This window comes from Candidatus Latescibacter sp., from assembly GCA_030692375.1.
In the GTDB taxonomy this organism is placed as follows: domain Bacteria; phylum Latescibacterota; class Latescibacteria; order Latescibacterales; family Latescibacteraceae; genus JAUYCD01.
The window spans coordinates 24,196-40,019 of the sequence record JAUYCD010000216.1; the positions used below are offsets into that span (position 1 = coordinate 24,196).

Annotated in this window: 15 protein-coding genes and 1 tRNA gene; 1 reads left to right on the forward strand and 15 read right to left on the reverse strand. The window is 49.0% G+C overall.

Translation table 11 applies throughout. From position 1 onward, the window contains the following. Window positions 1–90: 90 nt before the first annotated feature. Both Q8O92_13255 and Q8O92_13260 read right to left on the reverse strand, forming a co-directional pair. Window positions 91–813, reverse strand: a complete 723-nt coding sequence (locus Q8O92_13255; GenBank protein ID MDP2984282.1) for an ABC transporter ATP-binding protein — start codon at window positions 811–813, stop codon at window positions 91–93. A gap of 28 nt (window positions 814–841) precedes the next feature. Continuing rightward, the gene (locus tag Q8O92_13260; protein MDP2984283.1) at window positions 842–2,137 is read right to left on the reverse strand and encodes an ABC transporter permease; all 1,296 of its coding nucleotides are present in this window, start codon (window positions 2,135–2,137) and stop codon (window positions 842–844) included. 196 nt (window positions 2,138–2,333) lie between these two features. Here Q8O92_13260 and Q8O92_13265 point away from each other — a divergent pair, with 196 nt between their 5' ends. Then, window positions 2,334–3,137, forward strand: a complete 804-nt coding sequence (locus tag Q8O92_13265; GenBank protein ID MDP2984284.1) for a DUF4159 domain-containing protein — start codon at window positions 2,334–2,336, stop codon at window positions 3,135–3,137. 9 nt (window positions 3,138–3,146) lie between these two features. On the opposite strand, the gene Q8O92_13270 is transcribed toward Q8O92_13265, so the two are convergent. The 13 genes from Q8O92_13270 to Q8O92_13330 all read right to left on the reverse strand — a co-directional run bounded on the left by Q8O92_13270 (window position 3,147) and on the right by Q8O92_13330 (window position 15,544). After that, window positions 3,147–3,731 carry a helix-turn-helix transcriptional regulator gene (locus Q8O92_13270; GenBank protein ID MDP2984285.1) on the reverse strand — a complete coding sequence of 195 codons (585 nt, stop codon included), beginning with the start codon at window positions 3,729–3,731 and terminating at the stop codon, window positions 3,147–3,149. Between the two features lie 35 nt (window positions 3,732–3,766). Then, window positions 3,767–5,185, reverse strand: coding sequence for a hypothetical protein (locus Q8O92_13275; GenBank protein ID MDP2984286.1), 1,419 nt, complete (start codon window positions 5,183–5,185; stop codon window positions 3,767–3,769). Between the two features lie 217 nt (window positions 5,186–5,402). Further along, the gene (locus tag Q8O92_13280) at window positions 5,403–7,226 is read right to left on the reverse strand and encodes a hypothetical protein (protein MDP2984287.1); all 1,824 of its coding nucleotides are present in this window, start codon (window positions 7,224–7,226) and stop codon (window positions 5,403–5,405) included. Window positions 7,227–7,330: 104 nt separating this feature from the next. After that, a complete protein-coding gene (locus Q8O92_13285; protein MDP2984288.1) occupies window positions 7,331–9,130 on the reverse strand; it encodes a penicillin-binding protein activator in 1,800 nt (599 codons plus the stop codon). 8 nt (window positions 9,131–9,138) lie between these two features. Further along, complete coding sequence (locus Q8O92_13290; GenBank protein MDP2984289.1) at window positions 9,139–9,684, reverse strand: bifunctional nuclease family protein; 546 nt, start codon at window positions 9,682–9,684, stop codon at window positions 9,139–9,141. A 35-nt stretch (window positions 9,685–9,719) separates the two neighbouring features. Then, entirely contained in the window at window positions 9,720–10,163 is a 444-nt protein-coding gene (gene rplI, locus Q8O92_13295; protein ID MDP2984290.1) for a 50S ribosomal protein L9, read from the reverse strand. Continuing rightward, a complete protein-coding gene (locus Q8O92_13300) occupies window positions 10,160–11,152 on the reverse strand; it encodes a DUF2232 domain-containing protein (GenBank protein MDP2984291.1) in 993 nt (330 codons plus the stop codon). Before Q8O92_13300 ends, rplI begins: the two co-directional genes overlap by 4 nt. A gap of 79 nt (window positions 11,153–11,231) precedes the next feature. Then, window positions 11,232–11,468, reverse strand: coding sequence for a 30S ribosomal protein S18 (rpsR, locus tag Q8O92_13305; GenBank protein ID MDP2984292.1), 237 nt, complete (start codon window positions 11,466–11,468; stop codon window positions 11,232–11,234). Then, on the reverse strand, window positions 11,465–11,953 hold the full coding sequence (rpsF, locus tag Q8O92_13310) for a 30S ribosomal protein S6 (protein MDP2984293.1): 489 nt from the start codon (window positions 11,951–11,953) through the stop codon (window positions 11,465–11,467). The genes rpsR and rpsF overlap by 4 nt, the downstream gene beginning before the upstream one ends. A gap of 142 nt (window positions 11,954–12,095) precedes the next feature. Further along, window positions 12,096–14,111, reverse strand: a complete 2,016-nt coding sequence (locus Q8O92_13315; GenBank protein MDP2984294.1) for a sodium-translocating pyrophosphatase — start codon at window positions 14,109–14,111, stop codon at window positions 12,096–12,098. Between the two features lie 21 nt (window positions 14,112–14,132). Beyond that, the gene (pth, locus tag Q8O92_13320) at window positions 14,133–14,771 is read right to left on the reverse strand and encodes an aminoacyl-tRNA hydrolase (protein MDP2984295.1); all 639 of its coding nucleotides are present in this window, start codon (window positions 14,769–14,771) and stop codon (window positions 14,133–14,135) included. Between the two features lie 12 nt (window positions 14,772–14,783). Beyond that, a complete protein-coding gene (locus Q8O92_13325) occupies window positions 14,784–15,416 on the reverse strand; it encodes a 50S ribosomal protein L25 (protein MDP2984296.1) in 633 nt (210 codons plus the stop codon). Window positions 15,417–15,469: 53 nt separating this feature from the next. Further along, window positions 15,470–15,544 (reverse strand) — tRNA-Gln (locus tag Q8O92_13330). Window positions 15,545–15,824: the final 280 nt, after the last annotated feature.

Below are 15,824 nucleotides of genomic sequence, written 5' to 3' on the forward strand. Positions count from 1 at the left end.
TTAGCATTATTTTCCTTGCAAATCTGGCATTTCATATACTGTCACTTCCCATAAAAGATGCCGTTTTAATGCATGAGACAGACACCAGAATTAAACGCTTTTAAATAATAATCGTTCATTCGTATTTTTCAAATCAATTTCTTTTGTTTTGCCGTCCGAAAGAAGCGCCACTTTGTCTGCCTTTTCAGCAAGCAATAAATCATGGGTCACAAGGACAAAAGTGGATTTGTGCTCCCTGGCCAGATTCCAGATAAGTTCATGTAAAATATCTGAGTTGTGACGGTCAAGGTTGCCGGAAGGTTCATCTGCAAAAATCATAGCCGGTTCATTCATGAGCGCTCGCGCCACCGCCACTCGCTGCAGTTCGCCCCCCGAGAGCTCGCCCGGACGATGCTCCAGCCGCTCGGAAAGTCCTACACTTTCAAGCAGAAATTTTGCTCTATCCCGAGCTTTTGCCCCATTCTTCCCTCGTATCACCGCCGGCATCATGACATTTTCCACCGCATTGAACTCCGGCAGAAGGTGATGAAACTGGAAGATAAAACCAACCCGGTTGTTCCGATAAGAAGCCAGTTCCTCTTCCGATTTTCCAATGAGGCTTTCACCATCCAGAATCAGGTCCCCGGAGGTGGGACGGTCCAGCATTCCAAGAATGTGAAGCAATGTAGATTTGCCAGCCCCGGACGCACCCACGATCGCCAGTATCTGACCTTCAATCAGATCCAGCTCCACTCCTTTCAATACTTCGAGGACGGACCCTCCCATGTAATAATTTTTCGTTATACCCCGTGCAGTCAATATGATTCGAGCCAACTTTTTTCCTTCTCTCGCGTTCCTGCGCCTATTCCGATCTGATCGCATCCACCGGAGCAAGCTGCGCCGCCTTTTTCGCCGGGTAATAGCTTGAGAACCAGCACAGGAACAGCGCAACCGCTGTAATAGACAAAATATCGGTAAGCTGCATGTCCATCGGAACAGCGCTGATAAAATATACATCGGAAGGGAGGCTGATCAACTGGTACTTGTCCTGAAGAAAACTGAACATGATTCCCACCATCCCCCCGATGGCGGTTCCCACAACCCCCACGAATGCGCCCTGATAGACAAATATCCGCATTATGCTCCGGTTTGAGGCGCCCATCGATTTCAAAATTCCGATCTCACGGGTTTTGTCCATGACCATCATGATCTGCGAACTCACAATATTGAACGCCGCTACAATGATGATGAGGCTGAGAACGATAAAGGCAGCCCATTTCTCAAGTTTCATCCATTTAAACAGCACCCTGTTTCGTTCTATCCAACTGATGCTGGTAAAAGGGTAACCGCCCAGTGATTTCTCAATGTATCCACCTTCTCCCGTGTACTTTTCCGCTTTGAACATATCGTTCAGCTTCAGGGAAATGCCCGAAATTTTCCCATCGAGATTCAAAATCTTCTGTGCGCGGTGTATATCGATAAGCACCACACTGTTATCGTATTCATAGTATCCGCTGTTGAAAAGACCCCGAATTCGAAATACATTGATTGCGGGAAGGGTGTTATCACGGAGAAGACTTTCCATGTCTACTTCTCCATAGAGGTAAATATAATCTCCGATGGAGACATTTCCTAACGCTGACGCCACATATTGCCCCAGAACCACTCCCGGAATGTTTTTGTCATCGGGAGAAAAATCGAAATCTCCGATGGTAACATATTTCCGGATGTCGGAAACCGTATCAACCGTTTCCCTGTCCACACCCCTTACCATCACTGCAACCGGTTTCCCCTTCTCCTTCGGAGTGGCCACCGTTTCATAGGAGCAGAATGGCGAGACGCCTGCAACGCCCGGCATGCTCTTCAGTTTCCTGAGAACCTGGCCTGAATCTGGAATTCCTCTTTCCAATGGACGGCTCACCCATACATGTCCGTCCATTCCGACCAGCCGGGTACGTAATTCCTTGGTAAATCCATTCATAAGTGAAAGCACGATTATCAGCGCTCCCACCCCAACCGCCACCCCGATGATGGATATTATCGATATGATGGAGATAAATCCGGTTTTTTTCCTGGTTAACAGATACCGCCAGGCTACAAAGAATTCAAACGTTTCCATATCCACACCCCTTACCACCACTTTCAGGCACTTTGACATGTTCTCCATGCTTTTTTATAAATAAACCGTATACACCGATAATATACAAAATATATATTGTACTTGAGGAAAAAATTTGCATTGCTTTGCATTATCAAATTGATACCGCCGGATACCACCATACTGTAATTTACCGGGAACTATTCTGTTTCATAGAGGTATAATAACATTGTATCATCAAAGAGAGGAGCATGCCATGTTGAAGTCACGTACGATTTTCTGGTTCTCTGCACTGTCCATTTTCTGGACTCTGGGCGCCTGCTGGGCGCAAATCGATGGTTCCCATAAAAAGCCCACTGTGGTTATCGATCCTTCCAATAAACAGAATATCCGGGGAAACATCTCTATTGCATTCGCCTGGGGCGACCACTTTTCACCCCCGCAGCAGTACCTCCGAGGGATAATCAATCTGAAAGATGCCATGCTGAAATGGACGAAGATAGATACCGCAATGGAAAACCATCTCCTTTTGGGATCGCCGCAACTTCTTGACATGGCGTTCGTATATGTTACCACAGACAACTCATTCGACCTCAGCGGCACAGAAAAAGCCAATGTAAAAAAATACCTCGAGAACGGCGGATTCATGATGATCGAAAATCCCCAGCCCAGAACCGAGGCTGGGCCAGCCGCAGCCGCGCTGAAACAGATGATCCGTGACGCCCTGGGTTCTTCACGTGCGCGTTTCCAGCCGATTCCCATATCGAATCCCATTTATCATTCTTTTTTCGATTTCGATGACGGACCTCCGAACGGTTCAGAAATCGGCCTCTCGGTGAGCGGCACCTCTGTAACATCGCAAAGAATGCAGAGTATCACGAAACCGGTGCTTTACCTTGAAGGCGTATGGATAAATGATAGGCTGGCGGTGGTTTTTTCAAACAAAGGCTATATCGTAAAATGGACCGACATGCAGAGCAATGATCCGCAGTTGAAAATGGGAGTGAATCTTATCGTATTCGCCCTAACCCAGGAGGGTGGTATTGCTACGAAGAAATAACCTTTGATTTCAAAAGTGGTTTGATTTCGTTTCCGCCCAGGTCATATTCAGGACATCTCCCTTAACGGAAGTGAGAATGTCTTCAAACCAGATGAGCCAGTCAAGCTCTGATTTCAGGAATTCAAGGCGGCGTTTGTAGAGAACATATACAAGAAAGGGATAGGAATCCTTGTCTTCCGGCCACCCATGCTCTAATTCCTCAATCTGCCTGCGGGCGGCGATACTGCGTTTACGCACCGTCTCCGCCAGGATATGTGCCTCGGGAGAACCTGCCACCAAGGCGACCAGATAAGCATCCAACTCATATTTGGTCTGAAAGTCAAAATCAAATTCACTTTTCAGAAATCCATCCAGCGCTTTTTCTCCCGCCTGATTAATATGGTAAACCTTGCGCATCGGCCAGGGGCCGTTCTGCTCAAAAGTTTTATCCAGGAGGTTATATTTCTCCAGGCGGTCGAGTGTTTTGTACAGGCCGGCCCTTGAAAAATTTACCCATTCATCCGAGCGGCTTTCTTTCACATGGACAAGAATGTTATATCCATACCCAATACCTCTTTTTACATAAGACAGGATGAGCGCCTCATTGAGTGTCATATGCATCTCCACCTCGAGAGTAAAGGATGTGCAGGCTATTGCATAAATTCCACTGCCGAAGAAATTCCCCTGATTCCCATCTTGCTTACCGGCGTAATGATGAAAAGATTATTGGGAGATCGAGGTTCAAAAACATTACCGGCTTTGATCGTTTTTTTATCCGCCGAGACCTCGAAATAATCGAAGTTCGGAGTCAGCGAAGTAAAATACAACACCATTTGACCTTCCTTTTTTCTTTCAACAGTCATGTTGACATTGTCGAGTGTCCAATTGAAATCAGTGTGCTTATGAGTCACATACTTGACTCCGCCCGGCGAGAACTTGTAGATTTTATCAAATCCTCCCTCCGAAATCGGAGAGAGATCATCTTCCCAGACAAGATGGGTCTGGTAGAGAGTCTTCCAGGGTATTGACCCGCCGCGAGGGCTTTTGGAGAGAATATCGTTCATTCGCCACATATAAATGTATTTAAACCTTGGCAGAACCGTATCCCGGAGAGAGGCAATATCGGTTGATTCACTCAAAGGAGAGACCGGATAGATTTCCCGAATCCGGTTTTCCGCGGCCACAGTGTGCAGATCCAGGGCAGATTGTGGAATGTTGTCCCTGAGATAGCATGCTGCACGGTTATATGCATCAAATACCACCCATTTTTGCAAATATTTCATATATGTTTCACATACATCATGGGTCAAAAGGCTGCCGTTGGCATCAAATGTATGCATGCTCACAATGCGGGAATTATATCCGCAGGCCAGGCTCAATTGACAGAGAAAGGCAGCATATACCTCACTCGTCCCCCCGATTCCCTTGGACCGCCTGTTCTCTGTGATGAGGAAAGCGGAAGGCCCGGCTGCCGCATTGTTTGCCTTAAGTGTACCACCTTCCAGAAAAGAGAAGGCATACCGTGTGAGCGAATTCATCTTGTCCATTTCGCTTAAGTTGGCAGTAAGTACACGATCCAGACTGTGAAGCTTATAGAGGCTTTTGAGAGAGGCGATGTCGTTCTCATAATCGAAGGGATATGACGGGAATTCCCAGCTATAATTTTCAAAAAGGGCTACACTGATCTTCGGTAAATCTTTCAAATTGATGACATCAGCGACAACGTCTATATTGGGAGTAGGGGTGGGAAGAGGAACCTTGATTATGCCGAAATCAGTAAGCTTCCCCTTTCGTGAGCTCTCGATTCTGCTCCCCTTATTAAAAGGATCTGATTCACCGGTCATGAACGAAGGTTCTTTTCTGATCGGCCCGGGGTCCCCGCTCGTTCGAAGAACGTGCGGGGTGATAGTTGAAACACTTTTCCCCAGCGCAGCGTGAGAAACTGACGGCTCCCGATCGTTTTCTTTGGCGGTACATCCCCATACTGCAACGGCAAGAAACAAAATGAAAAGCAGCCGGGGTCCCCGCTCGTACGCAGTACGTGCGGGGTGATACGAGACCTTTTTCACTCTCTTCTCCTTGATACGAAAAAAAAATAACCAAAATAATCCTTTAATGAATCAGAAATATCTCTCATTGTCAATTCAAATTTACATAATAGATGCCGAAACAAGTTCGGCATGACACATGTCATCCTGAACTCGTTGCCGTTTCTCGGGAACGATAAAACCGTTTCAGGATCTAAACACTCAAACCAAACGGAATCACTGTGCATCCCGCTCATTTTCAAAACAGAATATCGCTCTGAACTGTACATTCCTGCACAGTCTGCATGAGATCAGAATGAATGAACCGGTATCTGCATGACACCGGACCCCAGACAAGGAGCATGACCGCAGTTTCTCCCCTGCCCCACACCGGCATGGTATAACTCCGTCCGGGAACGTTTTCTTCAGAGATATACAACCGTGAGTCGTAATCCGGGATGGAAAATAGTCCCGCAGAACATCTGAGGTTCCAGGAACGTTTTCCTCGAAAGGTGAGAGCTGTACTAAAAAACGGCCCCCCTTTCCCTTCACTTTCAGACCAGACGGTTATAGTTTTCCATCCTAGAGGAGAAGAACGATTCGGTTTTTTCTCGAAACAAAAGCGATAATTCTTCCTCTCCTTATTTGTTTCGTTATCCTGGACTGATCGTACTGTGATAACTCCTGTACAACTGTTTCGAAAATATTTATACAGAGAAAAGCAGGCTCGCATACGAGTATCCGGCAAATCACGGGAGTATGTGCGACTCATCAGGCGAGCCATATCCAATGATGCGGAAAATTTCAATGACAGGGGTAATTCGATTTCAGCCGATGAATACAGCCCGCGTTCATTAGCTGTATAGCCGAAGGATGAAAATCCACCTGCATGACGGGACCAGTAATCGGGGCTGTAGTCACGATATAGCAGACTTGCGCCAGCTTTTTTCTTCCTTATCTCTATCCCTCCGACAGTTGCTCCTCCGGCATTTTGAAGCTCGGCATGTTCAAAAAAAACGACTACAGGCTTGAGCTGCAGGTTCCCGGCAAACCCGGTATGAACGAAAGTGTCTCCCGAAGGATTGTTTACATACCGCTCGCCGGGTCTTTGCGCAAGCGAAGGCGAATACCGGGAAATAGCTCCGGTCGCCGACAGCTCGCCTATTCTTCCCCACCTGAGCGATACATGACCTCCCTGGATAGTTTCTGCCAGGTTATCCCGCGGAAAACCAGCCTTATGGATTCCTGAATCACCAATCATTGTGGCTTTTCCATTTTCATCTATTGTGGCATCGAGGCGCCGCACCGATGAGAAAACCTGGAAGGAAGCCGGTCCTCTTGCGGTTTTCCCAAGGAAACCGCGCAGAAACAATGTTTCTTCAAACGAAGTGTTGCCGGAAATTTCAGCATCGCGAGAGAATACATCCACCCCGTTCGCATAGGAGCGCCCATACCTTGAAAAAATCAATCCCTGTGCATATCCGGGGCGGAAATCTCCCAGGATGATCTGGCTCCGCCCCTGATCAAGGGACAATGCTGCATAAGACGAATAGGAATCAAGCGCTCTCGGCTCAGAGGCGTCACGTTCGGCCAGGAGCGAAAAAATAATATTTTTTTCCTGAATTGCGGCAGCCTTGAAATAGTATTTCCCCTGGGCTTTAGGGGTAGGCTGCTGAAGAATATAGCCGGTTCGACACACTCCATGTACCGTCTCAGGCTTAAGCATGGCATATCGCGTTTGGATATACCATAGGATCGATGACTGAAAGGGGCTCAATAGCGGCAACTCCGCGTCAGGAATATCGGGGATAAAATAATCCGGCGCGCCTTTTGATTTCAGTGAATCCCTTAGACTTACAATCATTCCGGCGTCTGCGGGAGTGAAAAAAGGCAAAGAACTCCATTCGGATGCTGAGGCTCCGCGATAATCAAAATCGGGAGGTATATCGGTAAGAATGTCATCAAGGTTTATTTCCTCGTCAAGTAAACCCGAAGGCAAATCGGCGTAGGCGCGTGAGATTTCACTCACTGAAAGAACCATGGCAACGAGCATGATAAAAACTGAAAAATGGGTGCTTTTCATCTCTTTCTAAACTCACCCCTTGGTCCCATCTCTATTATAAAGAGGGGATAAATCGTTGCAGGCCATGTTATTCCCCCTCTATTAGAGAGGGGGTCAGGGGGGAGTTATTGCCCACGCTTCACTTGCGGGGCCCTGGTGTAAATCCCGTTCTGGATATGGGTGAATTCCACAGCGATATTGGTGTGACGCACGGGATCTATCGTTATCAACGAGGAGGAGCCTTGAAAGGATTTAACCGTTTCCATTGCCTTCAGCAGGGCTTCGGGATCTCGGGCGCCTCTTGAAAGAATGTCGGAAATGACTGCCCCGGCATCGTAGCCTTTCATGGCGATGACATCACGTTCATCACGGAAGGTGTCGCCTTTCAGAAATGAGGTTCCGGTCCCGCCGGAAAGCTCCCCCACCGGAGCCACCAGGTAGGCGCCTTCCACATATTGTTTTCCCTCTTCCGGAAGGGTAGGATCATTCCAGCCGGAATCTCCCAAAAGAACGGCATTAATATTGTATTCCATGATACGGCTGGCGATTTTTATGGCATCCGGCATGGTAGCGGAGATGAAGATAGCCTGGATGGTATCGACCGGAAGGAGTTTCTGCGAAGAATATATGCTTGAGTCTTTACCGGATGTATCGGGAAGGGCGACATTGCTCTCGCTAATTTTTACCGTGTCTGCAAATGTTTCCGCTTTTGGAGCATGATCGCGGATTTCCTGGATCAGCCGGGAAATGTCCTCCGACTCCGATTCAGGATTAAAGAAAGCAGTCCATACTACCTTCCCTTTCAGTTTTTCCATCTCACGGGTGAAAGAGCGCGCGGCCTCTTCGCCCCAGTTGTCTTTGCTTGCCACTACAACGGTGGTGGTTAAACCAAGGGTAGTTACCGTAAAGGCGGCAATTTTTTCGGCCTGCACTGCGGCAGTCAGGTTGAGCTGAAAGACATATTTCCCGATACGGGTTAATCCCGTGTCTGTAGCGGTGGGAGCGATGAACGGGATGCCGCTGTCATTGGATTCCACAGCCGCAGGTATGTTGGCGGCGCTGTATACCGGTCCGATTATGGCAATCACGCCATCGAGGACGAGCTTTCGGACCTTGAGGACTGAAGTCACCGCATCGGATTCGGTATCTTCCACGATAAGTTCGACTTTACGGCCACCAAAGCTGTCGCGAAGAGCAAGGCCGGCTTTAACTCCCTTGAGAAGCTGCATACCCGTTTCAGCATGAGGACCGGTCAAAGGACAGATACAGCCGATTTTCAGGGATGAGCTGTTTTCCCAGGCCTTTCGGGCTGGTTTTCCCGTTGATTCTGTAGAAGGCTCTTCAACTGCCGCCAGCAATGGAGAAGGAATGCCTTTTCCGGGAGACAGAGATTCGAGATCGTTTATCCCGATATGGTGTGCTGCAAGGGCAGCATTGAAAGATTCATTATCTACCAGGGGTTTAACCGAATAGCGGAGAGCTTTCAGACTGTGATCGCGAAGAATGCGATCTTTGGTGGTTCCGGCAAGAGATGCCAAAAGCTCCAGGGCATTTTTGGAATCCCCTTTCCGGAGTTTACAGGCCGCTTCCATGTAGAATGTCCATTCCCGGTAACGGGAGTGGGGGAAAACGGTGCGCAGCCTGACCGCAAGAGAATCCGCTTCTGTATACGCGCCAAGATTATAATAGGTTTTTGCCAGCATTACATATGCAGAGGTTTCTCGGGGCGAATTCTTGTAGATATCGAGAATCTCGCGGAAATCCAGACGTGCAGCTACAAACTTTCCCTGTTTATACAGGGCGATGCCGTGCTTAAACAGTGCTTCGGCGTCATTCGTCTGCGCCAGAATCATCTCTGTCCACAGAAAAAAAAGTGAGAGGGAAACAGTTCCGAATGCCAGGATGAATAGTTTTCTCTTGGACATGGGTAATATCACAGGTTGTAATTTCCGAAATCTTCAGGCTTAATGTTTCTGAGTCGTTTACGGAGGTCCATTTTTGCGAGGAAATCTTCTTCATTTTCTTCCTCCTGCATATCTTCATCGAACTCTCCGTCTTCGGGGCCTTCCTCATCAGTTGGCGAAAGTTCAACGAGTGAATCCTCCAGCTCCTCAGAAACATAGATAGGCGATTTCATCTTGAGAGCCATGGTAATAGAATCGGATGGCCGGGCGTCAATTTCGATAATCTCGTTTTCCGATGCCAGAATATAAAATTTTGCATAAAACGTATTTTTCTTGAGTGCGCTGACAACCACTTTCTGCAGGCGGGCATTGAAACCGTTCAGGATGGCTTTCAGGAGATCGTGAGTCAGCGGTCTCTTGTATGTCATGCCGGACAACTCCAGTGCGATCAAACCCGCCTCATTCGGTCCAATCCAAATTGGAAGAATACGTTCACCATCACGCTCTTTTAATAGTACCACCGGCGCGTTGGAGATGGTATCAAACGCTAGTCCGGAGACATATACCTCAATCATGCGATGCGTTCCGTTTAGGGGGGATATTTTTACCGTTATTCTTTAACCACCCACACTTTGATCAGAGCTTCTATTCCCGGCGCGAGACTGATTCCGACCTCATACACCCCGAGCTCCTTGATCGGCTCATCGAGAATTATCTTACGATGATTGATATCGTATCCTTTTTCCTTGAGAAGATCGGAAATATTCTGCTGAGTGACCGATCCGAAAAGCCTTCCATCCTCGCTGACCTTGACTGTGGTGGTAAGAGAAACCTTCTCCAGCTCAGCTTTTTTCTTTTCGGCTTCCACAAACTGAAGCTCCACCTTTTTCATCTTCTGATGTTTCTCAAAATCGAATATTTTGATGTTACTGTTTGTCGCCATATATGCCAGTCCGCGCGGAATGAGATAATTCCGGGCAAATCCGGGTTTAACCTCGATAATTTCACCAGCAGTGCCTGTTCCTTTAACATTCTCTCGCAGAATTAGTTTCATTGTGGTTTTCCTTCTTCTCTGCCTCCCGTATGGGGTGATGACAGTGCAAATCGTAAATGATACCAGTTGTCAATAACTCCGACTATGATTAAAAACACTCCGGAAAAAGCAAGCGTTATGAAAAAAATCAGCCAGAACAGAATCCTGGGGAGTCTCCCCATGGAAGTACGGTTCATATAATAGGAGACTATGGCCATACCCTGGATCCCGTAAAATCCGGCTGTGACAGCGAAAACATTGAGCGCAATAACAAAGGTCGGCTCGTATTCACTGAGTACCAGCCCGAAGCCCACCAGGAAAAGCCAGATTGCATGAAAGGGAACGGAGAAAGTATCCAGGGGAGGAACCGGTTCCGGAACCTCTCTCGCTTTCTTCATCACCCAGCCGCTTAAAAGAAAAGACAGCCATGCCATTACCACAGAACTGAGAACGAGGATGGACAGCCCGACTTTAAAAATCCCTTTCATCATTACCAGGACGTTATCTGCCGCATTCTTTGCATTATCCGGGTTCATGAAGGCTTTGTACATCCCCAGGGCTTCCTGCTTGATGCTTTCAAGAGTCTCCGGGGAAACTCCGCCGATTACCAGTGGCAGTCCCACTGCCAGAGCAAGGATAACACCAGGAAAAGATGCGGCGGCCAGGCGCCAGGTAAACCTGCTCTTGAACCAGCCGGGTTCGCCGATAATGATTCCTGTGAATGCTGTTTTAAGGAATATTCCGGGAGTAAGCGTCAGATCGGGAATCAGGAGCGCACAGGAAGCTACAGTACCGGCGACCGTATATATACCCCCGTTTATCCATCCGTATTTCCGCGCCACAACTGCCGCCAGCACAATAAACGGTATCTCCGCCGGCCCGATGGTCAGTTGACTCAGCAAATACCGGGATGCATCCATGCTCCCCATAAGCAGGGTAAAGATCAGTCCCGCTAATAATCCTGCTCCCGGAATGAGTATCCACAGGTGATTTCGGGGCGAAAATTCCATGCTTCCCGTCTCAATAGCGCCGGCTGGAAAGATGCCGAAACAAGTTCGGCATGACGTCATCCTGAACTCGTTTCAGGATCTACTTCACAGTCTCAGAAGTAAATGGGAGGATACCCATATAACGGGCGCGTTTAATGGCGACAGTCAGCTTTCGCTGATGCTTCGCACAGTTGCCGGACATGCGGCGGGGGATGATTTTTCCGCGCTCATTAGTGTAGTTTCTCAGCTTCTTCTCATTTTTATAATTAAAATCGTAGTCCTTGTTCTCACAGAACTTACAAATCTTGATTTTTCCTCTTCTATCGTTCAGCACTATTCCTTCTCCTTCTCTTCTTCAGTTTCATCATCTTCCACCGGCAGAGCGGTATCTGTTTCTTCTTCCAGGTACTCTTCGGATTCTTCATCTTCTACGGATAAATCCGGTTCTTCAAGATCGGTCTCCGGTTCATTCTTCACCGTATGCGCGGAAGAGATTTCCATTCCGGCGCCTTCATCGCGTATATACTCGGGATGTTTTCCCTCGTATATGAGCGTCATGAACCTAAGTATATTTTCATGCAGTCTGAGGTCACGCTCGAATGCTGCAATCATCGAAGGCTCTGCATGATAATAGAAGATGACATAATACCCGTGGGTTCGTTTCTTCATCTCATAGGCCATAGTACGCTGTCCCCAGCGGACAATCTGATCGATTTCGGCGCCGAGTTTTTGAAGAATACCGGTAAATCGCTCGATAATCGCCTCACGGGCTGCTTCTTGAATGGTACCGTCAATGATAAAGGTAGTGTCGTACTTACGCATTATACCTCCCTGTGGACGCCGGCCCCCACTCGCTGTTGACGAGGGGAGCAGGGATAGTGAAATAATATGTCCGGGTTCGAGGCGAACCTAAAACCCGGACGCGGGGTATGTATGAAGAAAACATCTGGCGCTCCGAAAATTCCTACCTGCCGAGGTGCAGGAGGATCGGAGCGATCACGAGGGCGACGATGCTCATGAGCTTTATGAGAATATTCATGGCCGGCCCGCTCGTGTCCTTGAACGGATCTCCGATGGTATCGCCGACCACAGCCGCCTTGTGGGCGGGTGAACCTTTGCCGCCGTGGAGACCGGCCTCGATTAACTTTTTCGCGTTATCCCATGCGCCGCCGGCATTCGCCATGAAGAGGGCCATGAACACGCCGACTACGGTCGCGCCGGCGAGGGTTCCACCGAGCGCCTCACGGCCGAACACAAGACCGACCGCGATGGGGACGATGAGCGCAACAAGACCGGGAGCGATCATCTCATGGAGCGCCGCGGTAGTGGAAATCTTCACACACCGCGCGGAATCAGGTTTTACGGTGCCCTCCATGATCCCCGGAATCTCGCGGAACTGGCGGCGCACTTCCTCCACCATCTTAAATGCTGCTTTCCCCACCGCCTTCATTGTATGGGATGCGACGAAAAACGGAACGCACCCGCCGATGAACATCCCTATCACCGTCAGAGGATTAATGATGTTGATGGACTGTATCCCGGCCGCGGAGGTGTATGCGGCGAACAGGGCGAGCGCGGTAAGAGCGGCGGATCCGATGGCGAATCCCTTTCCCATCGCGGCTGTCGTGTTGCCGAGTGAATCGAGGCGGTCGGTGATTCTACGGGTTTCGGGACCGAGGCCGCTCATTTCCGAGATTCCGCCTGCGTTGTCAGCGATGGGACCATAGGCGTCAACGGTCATGATGATTCCGACCGTGGCGAGCATTCCGACCGCCGAAAGGCCGATTCCGTAAATACCGGATGTCTGGTAAGAAATAAACATCGCGGCGCAGATGAAGAGCACCGGGAAGATGGAGGATTCCATACCGACGGAAAGGCCGGTGATCGCGTTGGTCGCAGGACCGGTGAGCGAGGCGTCGGCGATCTTGCGGACCGGTGTCGATCCGGTGTAGTATTCAGTGAGAAGACCGATGATGATGCCCGCGACGGTCCCCGCGACGATGGCCCAGAACGGCGCATTAGTACCGGTCATACCTGTGATAACAATATACGCCGAAATGAGGAACAGGCCCGCCGCAATGAATGTCGAGTAGCGGAGCGCGGTAGCGGGGTTGATGTTCTTGAGCAACGGCATGGAAAAGACGCCTATCAGGGAGCTGACCAGTCCCACGAGAATGAGGATGAGGGGAAGCTGCATGTACGCGGTCTGATTCTGGAGGATTACATCCCCGAATTTCATGGTCGCCGATGCGGTAGCGGCAATGGCGAGCGAGGCCACCACCGAACCGACGTACGACTCAAAAATGTCGGCGCCGAGTCCCGCGACATCGCCGACATTATCGCCGACGTTGTCCGCGATGACCGCCGGGTTACGGGGATCATCCTCGGGGATACCCGCCTCCACCTTCCCCACGAGGTCCGCGCCGACATCGGCCGCCTTGGTGTAGATGCCGCCACCGACCCTCATGAAAAGCGCCATGGAGGAAGCGCCCATGGCGAAGCCGTTGATGATCGCCGCCTGCTCGGGCGATCTGAAAATATTAAACAAGATGGAAAGTCCAAGGAGTCCAAGGCTCGCAACCGAGAGCCCCATCACCGAACCGCCGAAGAAAGCCATGCTGAGAGCTTTGCCCTGCCCGAACTGGTTCGCAGCCCAGGCGGTTCTCAAATTCGCCCGTGTCGCGGCGTTCATGCCGATGTATCCCGCAATGAGGGAGCATAGTCCGCCGGACACATACGCCACCGCAGTGAGCAGTCCCTGCTGCGGAAGAAAAAAGGTCAGTAACAGGAACACGATCACAATGAAGATGGAGAGCACCGAGTATTGCTGGAAAAGGTACGCCATCGCCCCCTCGTGGATGCGACTGGCGATTTCTTTCATTACCTCGGTACCCGCTGGCTGACGTTTGATCCAAAGGAAAATCATCAATACGATGACCAGTCCTATGACACCGAAGACAGGTACGAACATGATGTTCATGCGGTTCTCCTCCGCGGTAGATTAATTGTTTAAATTTTTTAGGACATTAGTAATTTCAGCATGTGCATTCTCAATTCCGCCGGTTATCCAAGCTTCTATACACCTGGAAGCATGTTCGAAAGCTTTCTCAATTATTTCACACTCTTGCGGACGAAAAGATTCCAAAACATAAGTTACCATATCGGAACCCGGCGGCCTCGGTCCTACCCCGATTCTGAGACGGGCAAATTCATCCGTACCGAGCGAGTCGATGATGCTTTTCAGCCCGTTATGGCCTCCCGCGGAGCCTTTCGATCTTATGCGCAACCGCCCGATCTCAATGTCCACATCATCGACCACCACGAGCATTTCGGAGATATCTCGTATCAGCCCCTGAGTACGGAGGCTGGTCAGAGCTTTTCCCGATTCATTCATGTAGGTGTTCGGTTTGACAAGTAGAACTTTTTTCCCTTCTACTTCACCTTCGATCCGGGTAAAGAGCCCGGCGCTTTTTTTAAATGACCGGTGCATTCCGAAAAAACTCTTTACCGAATCGACAGCGCTTTGTCGAAAAACAATTCTCTGCCCGAATCTGCCTTCCACCATGCCGTCAAGGAGGATGAATCCGGCATTATGACGCGAATTCCGGTATGCCGCGCCTGGATTCCCAAGCCCCACCACAGCGAGCAAGGGTTATTCCTCCTCTTTTTTCTCGCCGATAACTTCCGGTTCGGCTATTCCAACTTCGGTCGGCTCTTCCACTGCTACCACTCTCGGGGCGACCACATGCACCACGACAGATTCCAGCTCGGCTAAAATCTCGAATTTTTCATGCGGGAGATCTTTGATATGGATACCGTCGCCGGTATGCAAACTCGTCACATCCAATGAGATGCTTTCAGGAATGTCAGTGGGTAGACAGGAAATCTCCACAGTGTGCATGATGTGTTCCAAAATACCTCCCTCGTTCTTCACACCGACCGGAATTCCGCCCAGGTGAACGGGGACTGTAACATGGATTTTTACTTTGAGAGAGATGTGTTTCAGATCGACATGGATTATATCGCCGGATATGGGGTCATGTTGAATTTCGTAGATAAAGGCTTTCACCTTCTTTTTTTTGTCGCCGACTGCCAGATCAACCACGACATTTCTGCCGAAGCTGTGAAGCAGGGTAAGGAATTCTTTCGAATCAAGGGAGAGAAGCGATGGATTTTCTCCCGGACCGTAGAGCACGCCCGGTATATGGCCTTCTTTTCGGAGATGTTTAGATGCCTGCTTCCCTTTAACAGTCCTTACTTGAGCTTTTAATGATGCTTCCGCCATTAGACCTCCCAGAATTAAACTATGTATAAATATATGGTTATCATAACAGAATCTGGCTGGGGCGGGAGGATTCGAACCTCCGATTACGAGATCCAAAATCTCGTGACTTGCCGCTTGTCGACGCCCCAACGGTTGAAAATTATAGTTTTGTAAAATAACCTTAAAAAAGTGGAAAGTCAAATAAAAATGAGTGTTTGAAGGTTGAGGATAGAGGTGAAGAATGGTAATGATACTGTTACGGCAATTAATTATACATCGAATTTTGGAAGGCTTGTGAAAAACTCTGTTTAATTAATAGATGCCGAAACAAGTTCGGCATGACGTCATCCTGAACTCGTTTCAGGATCTAAATGATATTAAAAAGTAACTTGTTCACATGCATGTGAGAATTGGATCCACTAAATCAGG